The 17736-nt window shown below is 73.3% G+C and carries 18 protein-coding genes; 10 read left to right on the top strand and 8 right to left on the bottom strand.

The annotated features are described in order from the left end of the window. Nucleotides 1-32: 32 nt before the first annotated feature. Nucleotides 33-1016: a 4-hydroxy-3-methylbut-2-enyl diphosphate reductase gene (locus LN037_RS08940; RefSeq protein ID WP_230751574.1), complete on the top strand. Its 984-nt coding sequence runs from the start codon at nt 33-35 to the stop codon at nt 1014-1016. Between the two features lie 187 nt (nt 1017-1203). Here the strand turns inward: LN037_RS08940 and LN037_RS08935 are convergent, their stop codons facing one another. From LN037_RS08935 to LN037_RS08925, 3 genes are all read right to left on the bottom strand, one after another. Next, the gene (locus LN037_RS08935) at nt 1204-2352 is read right to left on the bottom strand and encodes a DUF6542 domain-containing protein (RefSeq protein ID WP_230751573.1); all 1149 of its coding nucleotides are present in this window, start codon (nt 2350-2352) and stop codon (nt 1204-1206) included. 103 nt (nt 2353-2455) lie between these two features. Continuing rightward, complete coding sequence (locus LN037_RS08930) at nt 2456-3751, bottom strand: DNA recombination protein RmuC (RefSeq protein ID WP_230751572.1); 1296 nt, start codon at nt 3749-3751, stop codon at nt 2456-2458. A gap of 58 nt (nt 3752-3809) precedes the next feature. Further along, entirely contained in the window at nt 3810-4316 is a 507-nt protein-coding gene (locus LN037_RS08925) for a methylated-DNA--[protein]-cysteine S-methyltransferase (protein ID WP_230751571.1), read from the bottom strand. Between the two features lie 94 nt (nt 4317-4410). Here LN037_RS08925 and ychF point away from each other — a divergent pair, with 94 nt between their 5' ends. Next, nucleotides 4411-5484 (top strand): redox-regulated ATPase YchF, encoded by a 1074-nt coding sequence (gene ychF / locus LN037_RS08920; protein ID WP_230751570.1) that lies wholly within the window; start codon nt 4411-4413, stop codon nt 5482-5484. 27 nt (nt 5485-5511) lie between these two features. Here ychF and LN037_RS08915 read toward each other — a convergent pair whose 3' ends face one another. The 5 genes from LN037_RS08915 to LN037_RS08895 are packed head-to-tail and all read right to left on the bottom strand — an operon-like array spanning nt 5512 to nt 9935. Continuing rightward, nucleotides 5512-6033 carry a VOC family protein gene (locus tag LN037_RS08915; protein WP_230751569.1) on the bottom strand — a complete coding sequence of 174 codons (522 nt, stop codon included), beginning with the start codon at nt 6031-6033 and terminating at the stop codon, nt 5512-5514. Further along, entirely contained in the window at nt 6030-7022 is a 993-nt protein-coding gene (locus tag LN037_RS08910; RefSeq protein WP_230751568.1) for an LLM class flavin-dependent oxidoreductase, read from the bottom strand. Before LN037_RS08910 ends, LN037_RS08915 begins: the two co-directional genes overlap by 4 nt. Beyond that, nucleotides 7019-7438, bottom strand: coding sequence for a nuclear transport factor 2 family protein (locus LN037_RS08905; protein WP_230751567.1), 420 nt, complete (start codon nt 7436-7438; stop codon nt 7019-7021). The genes LN037_RS08910 and LN037_RS08905 overlap by 4 nt, the downstream gene beginning before the upstream one ends. Further along, nucleotides 7435-8541 carry an LLM class flavin-dependent oxidoreductase gene (locus tag LN037_RS08900; protein ID WP_230751566.1) on the bottom strand — a complete coding sequence of 369 codons (1107 nt, stop codon included), beginning with the start codon at nt 8539-8541 and terminating at the stop codon, nt 7435-7437. The genes LN037_RS08905 and LN037_RS08900 overlap by 4 nt, the downstream gene beginning before the upstream one ends. Nucleotides 8542-8543: 2 nt before the next feature. After that, a complete protein-coding gene (locus LN037_RS08895; protein ID WP_308286128.1) occupies nt 8544-9935 on the bottom strand; it encodes a phytoene desaturase family protein in 1392 nt (463 codons plus the stop codon). Nucleotides 9936-10122: 187 nt separating this feature from the next. On the opposite strand from LN037_RS08895, the gene LN037_RS08890 reads away from it, so the two are divergent. From LN037_RS08890 to LN037_RS08855, 8 genes are all read left to right on the top strand, one after another. After that, nucleotides 10123-11346, top strand: coding sequence for a cytochrome P450 (locus LN037_RS08890; protein WP_230751565.1), 1224 nt, complete (start codon nt 10123-10125; stop codon nt 11344-11346). Continuing rightward, a complete protein-coding gene (locus LN037_RS08885) occupies nt 11343-11753 on the top strand; it encodes a nuclear transport factor 2 family protein (protein ID WP_230751564.1) in 411 nt (136 codons plus the stop codon). The genes LN037_RS08890 and LN037_RS08885 overlap by 4 nt, the downstream gene beginning before the upstream one ends. Before the next feature lie 12 nt (nt 11754-11765). Further along, nucleotides 11766-13337, top strand: a complete 1572-nt coding sequence (locus LN037_RS08880; RefSeq protein WP_230751563.1) for an AMP-binding protein — start codon at nt 11766-11768, stop codon at nt 13335-13337. 14 nt (nt 13338-13351) lie between these two features. Next, nucleotides 13352-14191: a mycofactocin-coupled SDR family oxidoreductase gene (locus LN037_RS08875; protein WP_308286127.1), complete on the top strand. Its 840-nt coding sequence runs from the start codon at nt 13352-13354 to the stop codon at nt 14189-14191. Nucleotides 14192-14253: 62 nt separating this feature from the next. Next, entirely contained in the window at nt 14254-15372 is a 1119-nt protein-coding gene (locus LN037_RS08870; RefSeq protein ID WP_230751562.1) for an NDMA-dependent alcohol dehydrogenase, read from the top strand. A gap of 11 nt (nt 15373-15383) precedes the next feature. Continuing rightward, nucleotides 15384-15809, top strand: a complete 426-nt coding sequence (locus tag LN037_RS08865) for a nuclear transport factor 2 family protein (protein WP_230751561.1) — start codon at nt 15384-15386, stop codon at nt 15807-15809. Then, entirely contained in the window at nt 15806-16168 is a 363-nt protein-coding gene (locus LN037_RS08860) for a nuclear transport factor 2 family protein (protein WP_230751560.1), read from the top strand. The genes LN037_RS08865 and LN037_RS08860 overlap by 4 nt, the downstream gene beginning before the upstream one ends. Further along, the gene (locus tag LN037_RS08855; protein ID WP_230751559.1) at nt 16165-17706 is read left to right on the top strand and encodes a class I adenylate-forming enzyme family protein; all 1542 of its coding nucleotides are present in this window, start codon (nt 16165-16167) and stop codon (nt 17704-17706) included. The genes LN037_RS08860 and LN037_RS08855 overlap by 4 nt, the downstream gene beginning before the upstream one ends. The last annotated feature ends 30 nt before the right edge of the window (nt 17707-17736 follow it).

Below are 17736 nucleotides of genomic sequence, written 5' to 3'. Positions count from 1 at the left end.
ATCGGCGCCGCCGAATCCGTACCCTCGGGGACATGTCCGTCACCACGGGGCCCGAGACCACGACGCACAAGGTGCTGCTGGCCAAGCCGCGCGGCTACTGCGCCGGTGTCGACCGTGCCGTCGTCGCGGTGGAGAAGGCCCTCGAGACCTACGGCCCGCCCGTGTACGTGCGGAAGGAGATCGTCCACAACCGCCACGTCGTGAACACCCTCGCCGCCCGCGGTGCGGTGTTCGTCGAGGACACCACGCAGGTGCCCGAGGGCGCGACCGTGGTGTTCTCCGCGCACGGCGTCTCCCCGGCGGTGCACGCCGAGGCCGCGCAGCGCGAGCTCAAGACGATCGACGCCACGTGCCCGCTGGTGACGAAGGTGCACCAGGAGGCCAAGCGCTTCGCCCGCGAGGACTACGACATCCTCCTGATCGGCCACGAGGGCCACGAGGAGGTCGAGGGCACCTCCGGCGAGGCCCCCGAGCACATCCAGGTCGTCGACGGCCCGGCCGCGGTCGACTCGGTCGAGGTGCGCGACCCGGAGAAGGTCATCTGGCTCTCGCAGACCACGTTGTCGGTCGACGAGACGATGCAGACCGTGTCCGCACTGCGCGAGCGGTTCCCGGCGCTGGCCGACCCGCCCTCGGACGACATCTGCTACGCCACGCAGAACCGCCAGGTCGCGGTGAAGGCGATGGCGCCGCAGTGCGAGCTCGTCATCGTCGTCGGGTCGAAGAACTCGTCGAACTCGGTCCGCCTGGTCGAGGTCGCGCTGCAGGCCGGGGCGAAGGACTCGCACCTGGTCGACCACGCCGGAGAGATCGACGAGACGTGGCTCGAGGGCGTGCGCACCGTGGGCGTCACCAGCGGCGCGTCGGTGCCGGAGATCCTCGTCGGCGAGGTGCTGCACTGGCTGGCCGACCGGGGCTACGCCGAGGTCGAGGAGATCACGACCGCCAACGAGAAGCTCACCTTCTCGCTCCCGCGCGAGCTCAAGCGCGACATGCGCCCCGACGCCGTGCGCTGACCCCGCCCGCGAGTGGTCGCTGACGCAGGTCCGGGGGCCCGGATTCCTGCGTGATGTGCCACTCGCGGTGAGGGCGGCGCGGGCGGCCAGTCCCGTTTGCGCGAGTGGTCACTGACGCAGGTTCGGGGGGCCCGGATTCCTGCGTGACGTGCCACTCGGCGGCGAGGGCTGCGAGAGCGAAGGCGCGTCAGCGCGGCGGCCGCTCCGGCGGACGTTCCCGCACGGGGTGCACCCCCGGCGGACGCGGGCCTGCGCGGCGTTCCTCCCGCAGGCGTTCCTCGCGCATGCGGTCCTCCCGGCTGCGCGCGTCCCGTGGTGCCGGCTGGTCGCGCGGCGGCTGGTCGCGCGGCGCCGGCTCCCGCGGGGGCGTCTTGTCCCGGGCCGGAGCCTCGTCGCGGCCGGCGCCCTTGAGCGGCGACCGACGCGGCATGGGACCGGGCGGCACCTCCGCGGCGCCGCGCGCGAGCTGTTCGCGCTCGTCCGGACGCTCGTCGCGGGCCTTCGGACGCTTCTTCGAACCGCTCTTCGAGCCGGCCTTCGCGTCGCGGTCGCGGCGGGCCCGCTCGCGCTCCGCGAGGTCCTGCTCCCGACGCTCCCGGGCGGCCCGGTCGCGCTCGGCCATCTCGCGGTCCCGCTCGGCCCGCGCCCGCTCCTGGGCCCGGCGGCGGTCCCGCTCGGCCTGCTCGCGGCGGTCCGCGGCGTCGGCGCGTTCGGCGGCCTCGCGGCGGTCCCGCTCCTCGCGGGCACGCTCCCGCTCCCGCTCGCGGTCACGACCCCGGTCCCGCTCACGGTCGCGGTCCCGGTCGTCCCGCGGTCGGGCGTCGCGGGTCGGCGCCGCCGCGGGCCCGGAACGCACCGGCTCGCGGCGCGCCTCGGCGTCCGGCAGGTGCCACCGTTGGACCCGCATCCGCACCAGGCCGATCAGCACGCACATCACGGTGGTCACGGCCATCGCGGGGAAGCCGTTGATGAGGGGCGCGCCGACGGCGAGGGCGGTGGAGACCAGTCCGCCGGAGGCGGGCAGCGTGCCCGTCGCGGCGATCGCCACCGGCACCGACACCGCCAGCAGCAGCGGCGGCTGCACCATCGGCACGAAGATGTCGCGCCGTTGCGCGAGCACCGCGGCGAGCACACAGCCGCCCGGGTACGCCGCGAGGAAGACGACGCCGAGGGTGCCCTCGCGCAGGACGTCCACGGCGACCCCGCCGGCGGTCAGGGCCAGCGCGAGCAGGAGCACGGCCCACCAGCGCAGACCCCGCAGCCCCGGGAACGCGGACGCCTCCCCGACCTCGGCGAGCGCCGCCGACGTCGTCGCGTCGTCCCGCGTCGTGGTCACACGATCACGGTAGCGGGCGCGCGGACGACACCCGGCGCCCCTCGGCGCGAGGGATAGCACGTGTCCGGAGGATCCGCCGCCCACCGACGGACCGGGCGTGTCCTCAACCGGTCAATCGACGCACCTCACCCTCGGCCGCCCCGCCGTCCCGCACGCCGTCCACCGTGTCGTCCGCGGCGAACTCCGGGGCACCGGGCACCCGCGCGCGCCGGTCGACCTGGTCCACCTCGTCGAGCGTGCCGCGGGTGACCGACAGCTCCGAGAAGCGCCGCGCCGTGACCAGCACCCGCGACTCCAGCGACCCGACCGTCTCGTTGTAGGCGCGCACCCCCGCGTCGAGCGACCGGCCGAGCTTCCCGAGGTGCCCGCCGAGCGTGCCGAGCCGGGCGTGCAGCTCCCGCCCGAGGGCGTGGATCTCCGCGGCATCGCGCGCGAGCGACTCCTGGCGCCACGCGTAGCCCACGGTGCGCAGCAGGGCGATCAGCGTGGTCGGCGTCGCGACCACCACGTCGGCCGCGAACGCGTGCTCGAGCAGCGAGGGGTCGGCCTCCAGCGCGGCGGACAGGAACACCTCGCCCGGCACGAACATCACCACGAACTCCGGCGTCGGGTCGAAGCTGCGCCAGTACGCCTTGGCGGACAGGCCGTCGACGTGCGTCCGCAGCTGGCGGGCGTGCGCGGCCGCCCGCTCCCGCCGCGACGCGTCGTCGGGCGCCTCCAGCGACTCGAGGTACGCCGCGCACGGCACCTTGGCGTCCACCACCACCTGCTTGCCGCCCGCGAGCCGCACCACCATGTCCGGGCGCTGCGCGGCCCCGTCCGACCCCGCCGTGGACTGCCGCGTGAAGTCGCAGTGCTCCACCATCCCCGCGAGGTGCACGACACGCTCGAGCTGCATCTCGCCCCATCGCCCGCGCACGTGCGGGGTGCGCAGCGCCGTCGCCAGGGCCCGCGTCTCGCCGGCCACCCCGCGCGCCGACGCCGCGACCGCCCCGACCTGCTCGCGCAGCCCGGCGAACGCCGCCTCCCGGTCGGACTCGGCGCTGCGCATCTGGCCCTCGAGCCGCTGCAGGGTGGCGGCGACGGGGTCGAGCAGCGAGGCGACGGCGTGCTCCCGCTCGCGCATCCGGGAGTCGGCCAGCCGCGTGAACTGCTCGGAGTTCGCCGCGAGGGCGTCGGCCGACAGCGCGGCGAACGACTCCCGCGCCACCGCCCCCGCCCGGCGCTCGGCCTCGAGCTCGGCCCGCGCGGCGGACGCCGCCGCCCCGGACCGGCGGGTGGCCTCGGCGACCGCCGCCTCCTGTCGCGCGGCGGCCAGCCGTGTCGCCACGAGCGCCCCGCCCAGGGCGCCGAGCAGCAGCCCCAGGAGCAGCCCCACGAGGACGCCGGTGATCGTCATGCCACGTACGGAAGCACAGGGGTCCGACAGTCTCCCCCCGTCGCAGCGCTCGCCCGGGTCACGGCCAGTTGGCCTCCATCTCCAGCAGCTTCGCCTTGACGTCGAGACCCCACCGGAAGCCGCCCAGCGAGCCGTCCCCGCGACGGACCCGGTGGTCGGGCACGAAGAGCCCGACCGCGTTGGTCTGGCACGCCTGCCCGGCGCCGCGCGGGGCCAGGGGGCGGCCGGCCAGCGTCGCGAGCTCGGTGTACGACACCGGCGACCCCGCCGGGATCTCCCGCATCCGCGCCCACAGCTCCTGCATGAAGACCCCGCCGTGCTGGCGGACCGGGACCGCAGCGGCCGGTGCCGGGTCGCCCGCCAACCACGCCCGCACGGCCGCGGTCACCGGCCCCAGGTCGGCGCACTCGACGACCTCGTCCGGCGCGAGCGACGCGTGGATCAACGGCAGCAGCCGCAGCCCGGGGTCGGTGGTCCAGCCGGCCGCGAGCACGACGCCGTCGGCGTCGACCACCGCGGTGAACGGGCCGAAGGGGGTGTCGAGGGTGGAACGTGAGCCGATCACGGGAGTCTCCGCATCCGTCGTCGGGAAGGGCCTTCACCCGCTCCGACGCACGCCCGACCCGTCCGGATCCATGCAATCCCTAGACTGGACCCCCGTGAGCTTGACCCTCGGCATCGTCGGCCTCCCCAACGTGGGCAAGTCGACGATGTTCAACGCCCTGACCCGCAACGACGTGCTCGCCGCGAACTACCCGTTCGCCACGATCGAGCCGAACGTCGGTGTCGTCCCGCTGCGCGACCCGCGGCTCGACCGGCTGGCGGCGATGTTCTCCTCGGAGAAGGTCGTGCCCGCCACGGTGAGCTTCGTCGACATCGCGGGCATCGTCGCGGGCGCGTCGGAGGGCGCGGGGCTGGGCAACAAGTTCCTCGCCAACATCCGCGAGGCCGACGCGATCTGCCAGGTCGTGCGCGTGTTCACCGACGACGACGTGGTGCACGTCGACGGCCGGGTCGACGCCGCCGCCGACATCGAGACGATCGCGACGGAGCTCGTGCTCGCCGACCTCCAGACCGTCGAGAAGGCGGTGCCGCGGCTCGAGAAGGAGTCGCGGATGCAGAAGGACCGCCGGGCGGTGCTCGAGGAGGTCCAGAAGGCCGCGGCGATCCTCAACGAGGGCCGCACGCTCTTCTCGGCCGGGATGAACTCGCCGGCGCTGCGCGAGCTGAACCTGCTCACGGTCAAGCCGTTCCTCTACGTCTTCAACGCCGACGAGGGCGTGCTCACCGACGACGCGCGGCGCAAGGAGCTCGCCGAGCTCGTCGCGCCGGCCGAGGCCGTGTTCCTCGACGCGAAGGTCGAGCAGGAACTGCTGGAGATCGACGACGAGTCCGCCGCCGAGCTGCTCGAGTCGATCGGCCAGACCGAGCCCGGTCTCGACGCCCTCGCCCGTGCCGGCTTCCGCACCCTCGGGCTGCAGACCTACCTGACGGCGGGCCCGAAGGAGTCCCGGGCCTGGACGATCCCGATCGGCGCCACCGCCCCCGAGGCCGCCGGGGTCATCCACACCGACTTCCAGCGCGGCTTCATCAAGGCCGAGATCGTCTCCTACGACGATCTCGTCACCGCCGGCTCCATGAACGCGGCCAAGACCGCCGGCAAGGTGCGCATGGAGGGCAAGGACTACGTCATGCAGGACGGCGACGTCGTCGAGTTCCGCTTCAACGTCTGAGCCTTCTGGACGACGGGTCGGTGCGGGTCACGCGTCCGCGCGCAGCACCGCCGTCTCGTCGGCGGTGAACACCACGTCGCCCGCGAGCACGCGCTCCACCGTGATCTCCGGCGACGCCGGCACGTCCCAGCGCAGCGTGGAGTCCACGATCTGCAGCAGCACGCCCAGCCCGGACCGCGGCCGCACGTACGCCTCCCGCCACACCGGACGACGCAGGTCGACGTCCACCACCTCGTAGCCGTGCTCCGCCAGCCGGGCGAGCGCCACCTCCACGTCGGCGAACACCAACGTCAGGTGGTGCACCCCCGGGCCGCGCCGCTCGAGGAAGCGGGCGACCCCGGCGTCGGGGCGCGTGGGGGAGATGAGCTCGACCTTCGAGCCGTCGGGCAGCGCGAACTGCAGCACCCGGATGCCCTGCTCGTCCGAGTCCCCGCCGAACAGGAAGCGCCCGCCGAGCACGTCGCGGTAGAGCGCCACCCCCTCGCGCGGGTCGGCGACGGCGATCGCCACGTGGTCGAGCCGCAGGAGCCCGACGTCGTCCGGGATCACACCGACACCGTCCCCAGTCGCTCCACGGTCTGCGCCGCGCCCTCCAGGTCCCCGGCCACCGCACCCGGGGTGAGCGCGATCGGCAGGTCCACCCCCGCCGCGCGCATCGCCGCGACCCGCGCGGCCACGTCGTCGGGGGAGCCGAGCGCGCACATCGCGTCCACGGCCGCATCGTCCACGGCCCGCAGCGCCGCCGCCCGGTCGCCCCGCTCCCACGCCGCCGACGCCTCGTCCAGTCCGGCGAGGCTCGTCCGGAACGACGGCCGGTGCGTGGGCACCATCGCGTACTGCAGCACGAACCGCCGCATCCGCTCCCGGGCCTCGTCCGGACGGTCCCCGGCGTAGGCCCAGAACGACGCCGCGATCCCGACGGCGGCCGGGTCCCGGCCCGCCTCGCGCGCGCCCTCCCGGACGAGCGCGATCTTGGCGGCGTACTCGTCGGGCGGGGTCCACGTCAGGAACGCGACGTCGCCGATCGCGCCGGCCAGCCGCAGCATCCGCGGGTTCATCGCGGCGACCAGGACGGGGACCTCGACCCGCCCGAAGCCGCTGCGGAACCCGTGCGAGCGCACGTGCGCCCCGTCGACCCCCGTCCGCTCCCCGGACCACACCGCCCGCAGCGCCGCGACGTACTCCCGCAGCCGCGCGAGCGGGGCGTCGAAGTCCAGCCCGTGCCACTGCCCGACGATGATCGGGCTCGACGCCCCCACCCCGGCGAACACCCGCCCCGGCGCCAGCGACGCGAGCGTCGCGAAGCCCTGCGCCGTGGTCACGGCCGTCCGCGGGTAGATCCCGACGATGCCGCTGCCCAGCCGGATGCGCGAGGTCGCCGCGGCGATCATCCCGAGCATCGAGAACACCTCGGGGCCCGCGGTCTCGCCCACCAGGACGTCGGTGAACCCGGCCGACTCGGCCAGCCGCGCGAGGTCGAGGTACTGCCCGGCGGACAGGCCCTCGTCGACGGGCAGCGTCACGCCCAGACCGCTCACGACACCATCCGCCCCACCGCCGCCGTGTCGTACCAGGTCGACAGGGCCGTGATGACCGAGCCGTCGGGCGCCAGGTCGAACACGTCCACGGCGTCGAACCCGACCGGGGCGCCGGTCGGGGTCCGTCCGACGAAGCGGATCTCGACGGTCACCACGGGGTGCCCGTCGTGGGTCCCGACGACGGCCCGGGTCGGCTCGTCGTCGTGCTCCGGCAGCCCGGCGAGCACCTTCGGGAAGTGCGCGACGATCTCCTGGCGGCCGTGGCGCTCGATCCCGCCGACGGCGCGCAGCACGGCGTCCGAGGCGAACACCGGCCCCAGCGCGTCGTAGTCCTCGGCGTTGATCGCCGTGAAGTACCGCGTCACGACGTCGGGCAGGTCGATGCCGTCCCCCGTCGCTCCGCTCGCCCCGATCATCCGAGCCGCTTCCGCAGCTCGGACATGGCGGAGAACGACCACCGCGCCAACGAGGGGTCGCCGAACGCGGTGATGTTCCACATCACGAGGTGGCGCAGCCCCTGCTCCACGTACTCCTCGACCTGCTCGGCCACCTCGGCCGGCGTCCCGCAGAACGCGTAGTGCCGCACGACGTCGGGTGGGATCGCGTCGATGATCCGCAGCGACTCGGCGCGGTCGATGGCGGTCGGGATGAAGTCGTGGAACCCGCTGCCGTCGGGGTAGGGCCCCTCGACGCCGAGGTCGCGGAACACCTGGGCCGGCAGCAGCACGCACAGCGCCCGCACCAGCGGGGCCTCGGTGAGCCGCTGCACCGTCTCGGCGTCGGGCCCCATGAGGACGTAGCCCAGCATGCCCGGCGTGATCCCGTCCGGGTCGCGGTCGGCCTGCTCGGCGGACTGCCGGATCGTCCCGAGCGCCGCGCCGTACTCGGCCGGCCCGAGCTTCGTCGGGAGCCACCCGTCGGCCTTCCGGCCGGTCAGCCGCAGCATCCGCGGACCGTGCGCGGCGGTCCAGATCTCCGGCGGGCGCTCCCCGAACGGCATCAGGCCGAGGACGGCCCGGTCGAGGTGGTGGAACCGGCCGTCGAAGTCGACGGGGCCGTCGGCGGTCATGAGCAGGCGCATCACGTCGATGCCCTCGTCGAGCCGGGCCACCGGGGTGTCGAACGGCATGCCGTAGGGCGTCGCGTTGAGCTGCTCGCCGCTGCCGAGCCCGATGATCGCGCGGCCGCCGGTGACGTGGTCGAGCGTCAGTGCGGTCTGGGCCGCCATCGCCGGGTTGCGGCGGATGAGGTCGGTGACGCAGACGCCGACGCGGATGCGCTCGGTCGCGGCGCCGACCACGCCCATCATGACGGCGGGGTCGAAGTAGACGTGCGGGTTCGGCTGCACGTCGGCGAGCGGGGTGAGGTCGGGCGTCCACATCGAGTCGGGGTGCCAGCCCATGAGGTGGTCGGGCCACCAGACGGCGTCGAACCCCTCGTCCTCGCTGCGCTTCGCGAACTTCACCGCCGCGGAGGCGGGCGGCATGATCTGGCCCGGCACCCCCAGCTCGATCCCCATGGCTAGTACCGCCACCCGTCGCCGAAGGTCGCGAGGCGCCGCCCGAGGTACTCCTCGACGACGGTGAGCGCGGCCCGGGCGGCGCGGTCGGTGCCGACCCCGCGACTGCGGAACGTCTCGCCGGCGAACCACAGACCCTCGGGCCGCGGGGGCTTCCAGTGCGGCCGGTAGCGCCCGACCAGCCCGGGCTTCTGGATGACGCCGAAGCTGGGCTCGAAGACGAGGTGGCGGCGGCGCCAGACCGTCTTCGCGAAGCCGGGCCACATGGTCACGACGTCCGCCTCGAAGCGCTCCATCTCGCGGCGCAGCCAGGCCCGGTCCCGGCCCTTCTCCCCGGGGAACACGCCACCCATCACGTGCAGGTGGGTGCCCTCGGGCGAGCACGTCGGGTCCATCGCGGTCTGGTTGAACATGAAGCCGCCGAGCTCGGTGTTCGGGGTCTTCAACCAGGTCGAGAGTTCCCGTGGGTCGTACTGGTGCACGGGCTCCTCGGTCGCCAGGTAGAGCCCGAGCCAGGCGATGCGGAACTTGTCCTGGGCGAGGAACTTGATCTGCTCGGCGTACCAGTCGGGCAGGTCGCCCTCGTCGACGACGTCGAGCACGTGCCAGACCGGCAGGGTGCAGATGACGTGGTCGGCCTCGAGGATCTCCTCCTCGAAGAACTCGTTGGGCAGGACCCGGGGCTGCCGGGCGATCGCCACGCCCTTCGTCACGCCGTCCTCGATGACGACGCGTTCCACGGGCGTGGAGAGCCGGAGGTCGCCGCCGGCCGCCGTGAACGCGTCGGCGAGGTCGGCCCACATGCCGTCCCAGCCCTGGCCCGGCCAGCACGAGTAGGCCGCGGTGTTGCGTTCGGTGAAGTGCATCTTGCGGGGGAAGAGGTTGTCGCTGGCGGAGTGGTCCCACCAGTTGTCGGTCATGCACTCGAGCACGGTGATGAACTCGAAGAGGTCGATGACGCCCTGGTCGTCGGTGTGCTGGTGCAGCCACTGGCGCAGCGGCCGGTCGTCCCACTGGTCGAGCTCGTCCCACTCGGTCGCGAGCAGGGCCTTGATGACCTTCTTCAGCTCGCCCTTGCTCCCCGCGTAGCGGTCGCGGATCGAGCCCCAGCGGTTCCGCTCGTGGTCCCAGACCGGCATCTCGGCGGAGACCTCGCCGTGCTGCAGCGTCTTCCCCACGTGCTCGAAGACCTTGGTCAGCCCCGACCCCGGGTCCTCGACGAGGTGGCCGCCGACGTTGACCGTGAAGCCCTCGTCGGGCACGGCCATCCCGCGGCCGCCCAGGTACGGCGAACGCTCCAGCAGGCACACCCGCTTGCCCTCGACCGCCAGCAGGCTGGCGGCGGTCAGGCCCGCGGCGCCGGCCCCGACGACCACGACGTCGTACTTCGTCACCGCGCCTCCTCGTCTACCAAACGACCGTTCGAGAAAGCTTCGCAAGCCGCGTCCGGCCGGTCAAGCGACGCCCCTGCGGCGGCCGTCGGGACGCTTGACGGCCCTCGGTGTGATGCTAGTCTCGCCCAGTACCAAACGATCGGTAGACAACGCGACGTCGGTGCTGTCGTCGCAGGTCGGGGGCGACATGACGGCCACGCTCGATCCGCCGGACATCCTCTCCGCGGAGTTCGCCCGGGACCCGTACCCGGCCTACCGCGTGCTCCGGGACGAGTTCCCGCTGCACTTCCACGAGGCGATGAACACCTACGTCATCAGCCGGTACGACGACGTGCGGCGGGCGTTCCGCGACCCGGCCTTCACCAGCGAGAACTACGCGTGGCAGCTCGAGCCCGTGCACGGCCGCACGATCCTGCAGATGGAGGGCCGCGAGCACGCCACGCACCGCGCCCTGGTCGCCCCGGCCTTCCGCGGCCGGGAGCTGACCGAGCGGTTCGGGCCCACGATCCGCCGCAACTCCCGGGAGCTCGTCGAGGCCTTCGCGACGACGGGTCACGTCGATCTCGTCGACGCCTACGCCACCCGTTTCCCGATCAACGTCATCGTCGACATGCTCGGGCTGCCGCGCACCGACCACGACCGGTTCCACGCCTGGTACACGTCGATCATGGGGTTCCTCGGGAACCTCGCCGGCGACGAGGCGGTGGCGGCCGAGGGGCTGCGCACGAAGGCCGAGTTCGAGGCCTACATGATCCCCCGGATCCGCGAGCGCCGGGCCGCGCCGGGCGACGACCTGCTCTCGGTGCTCTGCGCCGCCGAGATCGACGGCTCCTCGATGACCGACGAGGAGATCAAGGCGTTCTGCAGCCTCCTGCTCACCGCCGGCGGCGAGACCACCGACAAGGCCATCGCCAGCGTGATGCGCAACCTCGTCGCCCACCCCGACCAGATGGCGGCCGTGCGCGCGGACCGGTCGCTGATCGACGCGGCGTTCGCGGAGACGCTGCGCTTCAGCCCTCCGGTCCACATGATCATGCGGCAGCCCTCCGAGGACGTGGAGCTCTCCGGCGGCACGATCCCGGCGGGCTCCACCGTCACCTGCCTGATCGGGGCGGCGAACCGCGACGAGCGGCACGTCGACCGGCCCGACGCGTTCGACGTGACCCGGCCCGGGCTCGGCGACGCCGCCTTCACCGCCGCGGCCGACCACCTCGCCTTCTGCCTCGGGCGCCACTTCTGCGTCGGCGCCCTGCTCTCCCGCTTCGAGCTCGACGTCGGGATCAACGACCTGCTCGACGCCATGGACGACATCCGGTTCGCCGAGGGGACGCCCCCGCCGGAGACCGGGGTGTTCACCCGCGCCCCCGCCCGCCTGCTGCTCGACTTCACCCCCACCGGAGGCACCTCGTGACCGCCCGCGACGAGTTCGAGAACCTGCTCGGCCGTGCCTCGTGGGGCTACGACGAGGCCGATCCCGACCTGATCGCCCGCTGTTTCACCGACGACGCCCGGATGAGCCTGCGGATCGGTCGGGAGGGCGACCTCGTCGGACCGTTCGAGGGCCGGGACGCGATCCGCGCCCTGCACGCGGACTCGATGGCGGCCCAGACCGACCAGCGCCGCCACAACCTGTCCAACCTCTGGGTCGACAAGGAGACCGAGGACGCGGCCACCGTGGTCACGAACCTGACGCTGCTCTCGATCGAGGCCGGCGCGATCCGGGTGCTGTCCAGCGGCTGGTACCGCGACGAGCTGGTCCGCCGCGACGGTGCGTGGTTGATCGCCGACCGGTACGTCTACCTCGACCTGCCCTACTGAGGTCGGTCCGAGATGGTCAACATCGGTCGCATACCGGAGAAGTGGGCGGCGCTGACGCCGCACGCCGACGCCGTCGTCGACACCACGATCGGCTCCCGGACCACCTGGCGGGACCTCGACGAGCGGGTCCGCCGGCTCGCCAACGGCCTGCGCGGGCGGCGCCCCGACGGGCTGGCGCTGCAGCGGGGCGACCGCGTCGCGGTGCTCGCGAAGAACTCCACCGAGTTCCAGGAGATCTACTACGCGGCCGGCCGCGCGGGCCTCGTCGTGCAGCCCTTGAACTGGCGCCTCGGCGTGGGCGAGCTGGCGCGGATCGTCGCGGACGGCGCGCCACGGGCGATCGTCGTGGCGGGGGAGTGGGCGGAGACCGGCCGCGAGCTCGGCGCGCTCGTCGACGTCGAGCACTGGCTCGGGTACGGCCCCGGCTCCGATGGCAGTTACGAGGACCTGCTGGCGGCGTCCCCGACCGACGAGCCGGCCGACTCGGCCGCCGTCGGCGACGACGACCCGTTCTTCATCCTCTACACCGGCGGGACGACCGGGGCCTCGAAGGGCGCGCTGCACACCCACCGCAGCGCCTCGTTCGGCATGCTGAACCAGACCGTCGCCGAGCGCATCGTCCCCACCGACGTCTACATGCTGACCGGGCAGATGTACCACATCCCGGTCGTGCTCTCGATGAACTACATGCGCCACGGCTGCCCGCTGGTGCTCATGAACTTCGAGGCCCGCCGCTCGCTCGAGATCATCGAGGCGGAACGGGTCTCGGCGTTCCTCGGCATCACCACGATGCTCAACTGGATGATGGCCGTCCCCGGGTTCGACGGCTACGACATCGCGAGCCTGCGCAACATCCAGTACGGCGGCGGCCCGATGCCCTCCGCGGTGGTGAAGAACGCGCTGCAGGCCTTCCCCTGCACCCTCATCCAGGGTTATGGGCAGACCGAGGGCACGACGATGTGCTTCCTCGCCCAGGAGGACCACCACGCCGCGGTCAACGGCGTGCACCCCGAACGGCTGCAGTCCTGCGGGCGCGAGGGGTTCGTGACGTCGGTGCGCGTCGTCGACCCCGACGGCGTCCCCGTGCCCACCGACGGGGCCACGGTCGGGCAGATCGTCGTGCGGTCCGAGGCCAACATGGCGGGCTACTGGAACCGTCCCGACCTCACCGCGGACACCCTGCGCGACGGCTGGATGTGGACCGGCGACCTGGCCACCTGGGACGCCGAGCGCTACGTCTTCATCGTCGACCGCGCCAAGGACATGATCATCTCGGGCGGCGAGAACATCTACTCGGTGCAGGTCGAGGAGGCCGTCGCCCACCACCCCGCGGTGCTGGAGTGCGCGGTCATCGGCGTGCCCGACGACGAGTGGGGTGAGAGCGTCAAGGCGTTCGTCGTCCTCAAGCCCGACACGACGGCGAGCGAGGCCGACATCGTCGACACCGCCCGCGCGCACCTCGCCTCCTACCAGAAGCCCCGGTCGGTGGAGTTCGTGGCGGAACTCCCGAAGGCGCCGACGGGCAAGATCCTCAAGCGCGACCTGCGCGCCCCGTACTGGGGCGACCGGGCGCGCACGGTGTAGCAGGGAGCGGACCCGTGAGCGGACGCATGCAGGGCAAGGTCGTACTGATCACCGGGGCGGCGCGCGGGCAGGGCCGCAGCCACGCGGTGCGCCTCGCCGAGGAGGGCGCGGACATCATCGCCGTCGACTCCTGCGCGGGGATCGACACCGTCACCGGCAAGTACCCGCCGGCCACGCCGGAGGACCTGGACGAGACCGTCGCCGAGGTGGAGAAGACCGGGCGGCGCGTCGTCGCCCGGCAGGCCGACGTGCGGGACCAGGGGGCGCTCGACGCCGCCGTCGCCGACGGGATCGCGGAGCTCGGCGGGCTCGACACCGTCGTCGCCAACGCCGGCATCGCGAGCTACGGCCGGGCGTGGGAACTCGACGAGACGACGTGGCAGGACATGCTCGACGTCAACCTCACCGGGGTCTGGCACACCGCGAAGGCGGCGATCCCGCACCTGATCGCGGCCGACCGTGGCGGCTGCCTCGTGTTCATCTCCTCCATCGGCGGCTTCAAAGGCATCCAGCAGGTGGGGCACTACGTCTCGGCCAAGCACGGCATCGTCGGGCTGATGCGCACGCTCGCCAACGAGCTCGCGCCCCACCGCATCCGGGTCAACACGGTGCACCCGACGAACGTCGACACGCACATGATCCAGAACCCCGGCACGTGGGGGATGTTCGCGCCCGGCGACCCCGAGCCCACGCAGGACAAGGCCATCGCCGGGTTCACCTCGCTGAACGCGCTCGAGGTGCCCTGGATCGACCCCGTCGACGTCTCGAACGCCGTGCTCTTCCTCGCCTCCGACGAGGCCCGCTACGTCACCGGCGCGACGCTGCCGGTGGACGCCGGCGCCGCCGTCAAGTAGCCCCGCCGCCGCCCGCGCGGTCGTCGCGCACCCGCACACCTGACAACCGATTGGTGGACCCGATGAAGACCCGTGGAGCGCTGCTCTGGGAGCCCGGCACCCGCTCGGGGTGGAGCGTCGAGGAGATCGAGATCGACGCGCCGAAGGAGCACGAGGCGTTGATCAGGCTCGCCGCCTCGGGCATCTGCCACTCCGACGACCACCTCGACACCGGCGACATCCCGCTGCCCTGGTCCCCGGTCCTGGGCGGCCACGAGGGCGCCGGCGTCGTCGAGGAGGTCGGCCCCGGGGTCACCTACGTGCAGCCCGGCGACCACGTCGTGCTGTCGTTCCTGCCCTCCTGCGGACGCTGCCGCATGTGCGTGCAGGGGAAGTCGAACATGTGCGAGCTCGGCGGCGGGGTCCTCGCCGGGCTCGCCCCCGACGGCACCCACCGCGTCCACGCCCGCGGGCAGGGCGTCGGATGCATGTCCTACCTCGGCACGTTCTCCCCCTACGTCTGCGCCCCGCTCGACGCCGTCATCAAGATTCCCGACGAGGTCCCCCTCGACAAGGCCGCGCTGATCGGCTGCGGCGTCCCCACCGGCTGGGGCTCCTCGGTCTACGCCGCCGAGATCGAGCTCGGCGACACCGTCGTGGTGGTCGGCACCGGCGGGGTCGGGATGAACGCCGTGCAGGGCGCGAAGCACAAGGGCGCCCGCCACGTCGTCGCGGTCGACCCCTCGGAGTTCAAGCGCGAGACCGCCACCGAGTTCGGGGCCACCCACACCGCGAAGGACTACGACGAGGCCGCCGCGCTCGTCTCGGAGCTCACGAACGGGCAGGGCGCCGACCGCGTGATCATCACCGTCGGCGTGGTCACCGGCGACCTGATGAACCCCGCCCAGGAGATGACCCGCCGCGGCGGGACCATGGTCCTCACCGGCGCCGCCCCCGTGCTGCAGCGCGACGTGCCGTTCGACCTGTTCACCTTCGCCATGTCCGGCAAGCGCCTGCAGGGCTCGCTCTACGGCAGCACCGTCGCGCGCCGCGACGTGCCGCTGCTCGCCGACCTCTACCTGCGCGGCGAACTGAAGCTCGACGAGCTCATCACCCGCACCTACTCCCTCGACGACATCAACCAGGCGTTCCGCGACATGCACGACGGCAAGAACGTCCGCGGCGTCATCGTCTACGACTGAGGAGCGCACCCGTGCCGGACGCGAACGACCGTGCCGAGATCATCCAGGCCACGTACCTCTACGCCCGCGGACTGGACCGCCAGGACCCGAAGGAGGCGATCTCCGCCTACACCGACGACGCGGTGTGGGACGCGAGCGCCGTCGGGCTCGAGCGCTACGAGGGCCGCGAGCAGGTGCTCGCCTTCTTCGAGCGGGACGCGGCGTCGATGAGCGAGCAGTTCCACGTCATGACCAACCACGTCGTCGAGTTCGACGACGACGACCACGCCCACGGCACCAACTACGTGCTCGCCGAGGGGCGCACGACGAGCGGGGCGTCGATCAGGGCGGCGGCGCTCAACGTCGACACCTACCGGCGGACCACGGACGGCTGGAGGATCGCCAGCCGCGTGATCTCGCCGCTGACCACCCCGCAGATGGAGGGGTTCGAGGCATGACGGCGGACTCCCGCGACGTCGTCCGTCGCTACCTCGATGCCGTCGGCGCGCTGGACCTCCCGGCGTTGGCGACGACGTTCGCCGACGACGTGGTCATGGACCTGCCCTACGCGCCACCCGGGTTCCCGCGGCGGGTCGAGGGGAAGGCCGACGTCACCGACCCGTCCGCCGTGATCGCGCACGACGCGAGCGACGCCCGCATCCTCGCCACCGACCGCGTCTACCGGAACCACGACGTCTCCCGGTTCCGGGTCGAGGACGGCGCGATCACCTGGTTCGCCGAGTACTTCGACCCGCTCGTGCTGGTCGAGGCCCTCGGCGGGCGCGTCGTGGCCCCGGGGGAGGAGGTCCCGGCGTGAGCGGGCGGGTGCTGCGCACGCTCCCGCAGCTGCTCGACGCCGCCGTCGCGACGTCCCCGGACGCCGAGGTCGTGTTCCCCGACGGGCGCACCACCTGGACGGCGCTGCGCGAGCGGTCCCGCCGGGTCGCGGCGGGACTGGCGGCGGCGGGCGTGACGCGTGGCGACCGGGTGCTGCTGGTGCTGCCCAGCGGGCTCGACGCCGTCGCGCTCATCCTGGCGGCGGCGTCGCTCGGTGCCCTCCCGACCCCGCTCAACCCGCGCGGGACCGCCGACGAGACCGCCTGGCTGCGCGCGGACGCCGACCCCGCGGTCGTCGTCGCGACCCCGGACCTCGCCGCGCCGGCCGGCCCGGGGTCGGTGACGCCGGCCGAGCTCGAGGCCGACCCCCTCGACGAACTCCCGGTGCTCTCCCCGGACGACCCGTTCATCCTGCTCTACACGTCGGGCACGACGTCGCGGCCGCGCGGCTGCGTGCACACCCACGGCGCGTACACCGCGCTGGGGGAGAACCTCGTCGACCGGCTCCGGCTCACCCCCGACGACCGGTTCTGGACGCCGCTGCCGCTGCACCACTGCGGTGGCATCGACCTGCTCGTCGGGTCGCTCGCCGCCGCGTGCACGCTCGTCCACGTCGGGACGTTCACCCCGGACACGGCGGTGCGCCAGCTCGTCGGGGAGCGCGCGACGGTCGCGTTCCCGGCCTTCGACACGATCTGGCTGCCGGTCCTCGACCACCCCGACCTGCGCCCGGACACCGTCCCCGCCCTGCGCACCGTCATCAACGTGGGGCCCGCCGAGCGGATGGCGGGGATGCAGGAGCGCCTCCCGTCGGCGGTCCAGATCTCGTGCCTGGGCGGGACGGAGTCGGCCGGGTTCTGCTGCGTCGGCTCCGTCGACGACCCGCCGGAGGCCCGGGCCGGGACGAGCGGCGTGCCGCTGCCCGGCATGGAGGCGCGGGTGGCCGATCCGGGGACGGGACGGGAGTGCGGCCCGGACGAGGTCGGGGAGTTCCTGCACCGCGGCGTGTCGCGGATGGCGTACTACCACCGCGACCCGGACACGACGGCCGAGCGCATCGACGCGGACGGCTGGTTCCACACCGGGGACCTCGTCCGCCGCGACGCGCAGGGCCGACTGACCTTCGTCAGCCGGCTCAAGGACATGCTCAAGGTCGGCGGGGAGAACGTCGCCGCCGCCGAGGTCGAGGGGCGGCTCGCGACCCATCCCGCCGTCGGCGTCGTCGCGGTGGTCGGGGCACCCGACGCCCGCCTCGGCGAGGTCGCCGCGGCCTTCGTCGAACCGACCCCCGCCGCCCGCGGGCTCGACCCCGTCGCCCTGGCCGCCGAGCTGCAGGCGTACTGCGCGGAGACGCTGGCGACGTTCAAGGTGCCCCGCTGGGTCGAGTTCGTCGAGAGCTGGCCGATGTCCGGCACGAAGATCCAGAAGGGGGCCCTGCGGGAGCGCGTGGCGGCGCTGCTCGCGGCCCGCGGCATCACCGAGGCGCCCCGGCTCTCGCGCCGGACCCTGGTCGGCTGACAGGAGCAGCGACTACCGACCGTATGGTTG

The sequence above is a fragment of the Actinomycetospora soli genome, from assembly GCF_021026295.1.
Taxonomy (GTDB): domain Bacteria; phylum Actinomycetota; class Actinomycetes; order Mycobacteriales; family Pseudonocardiaceae; genus Actinomycetospora; species Actinomycetospora soli.
This window is presented reverse-complemented; position numbering and strand designations above follow the sequence as displayed.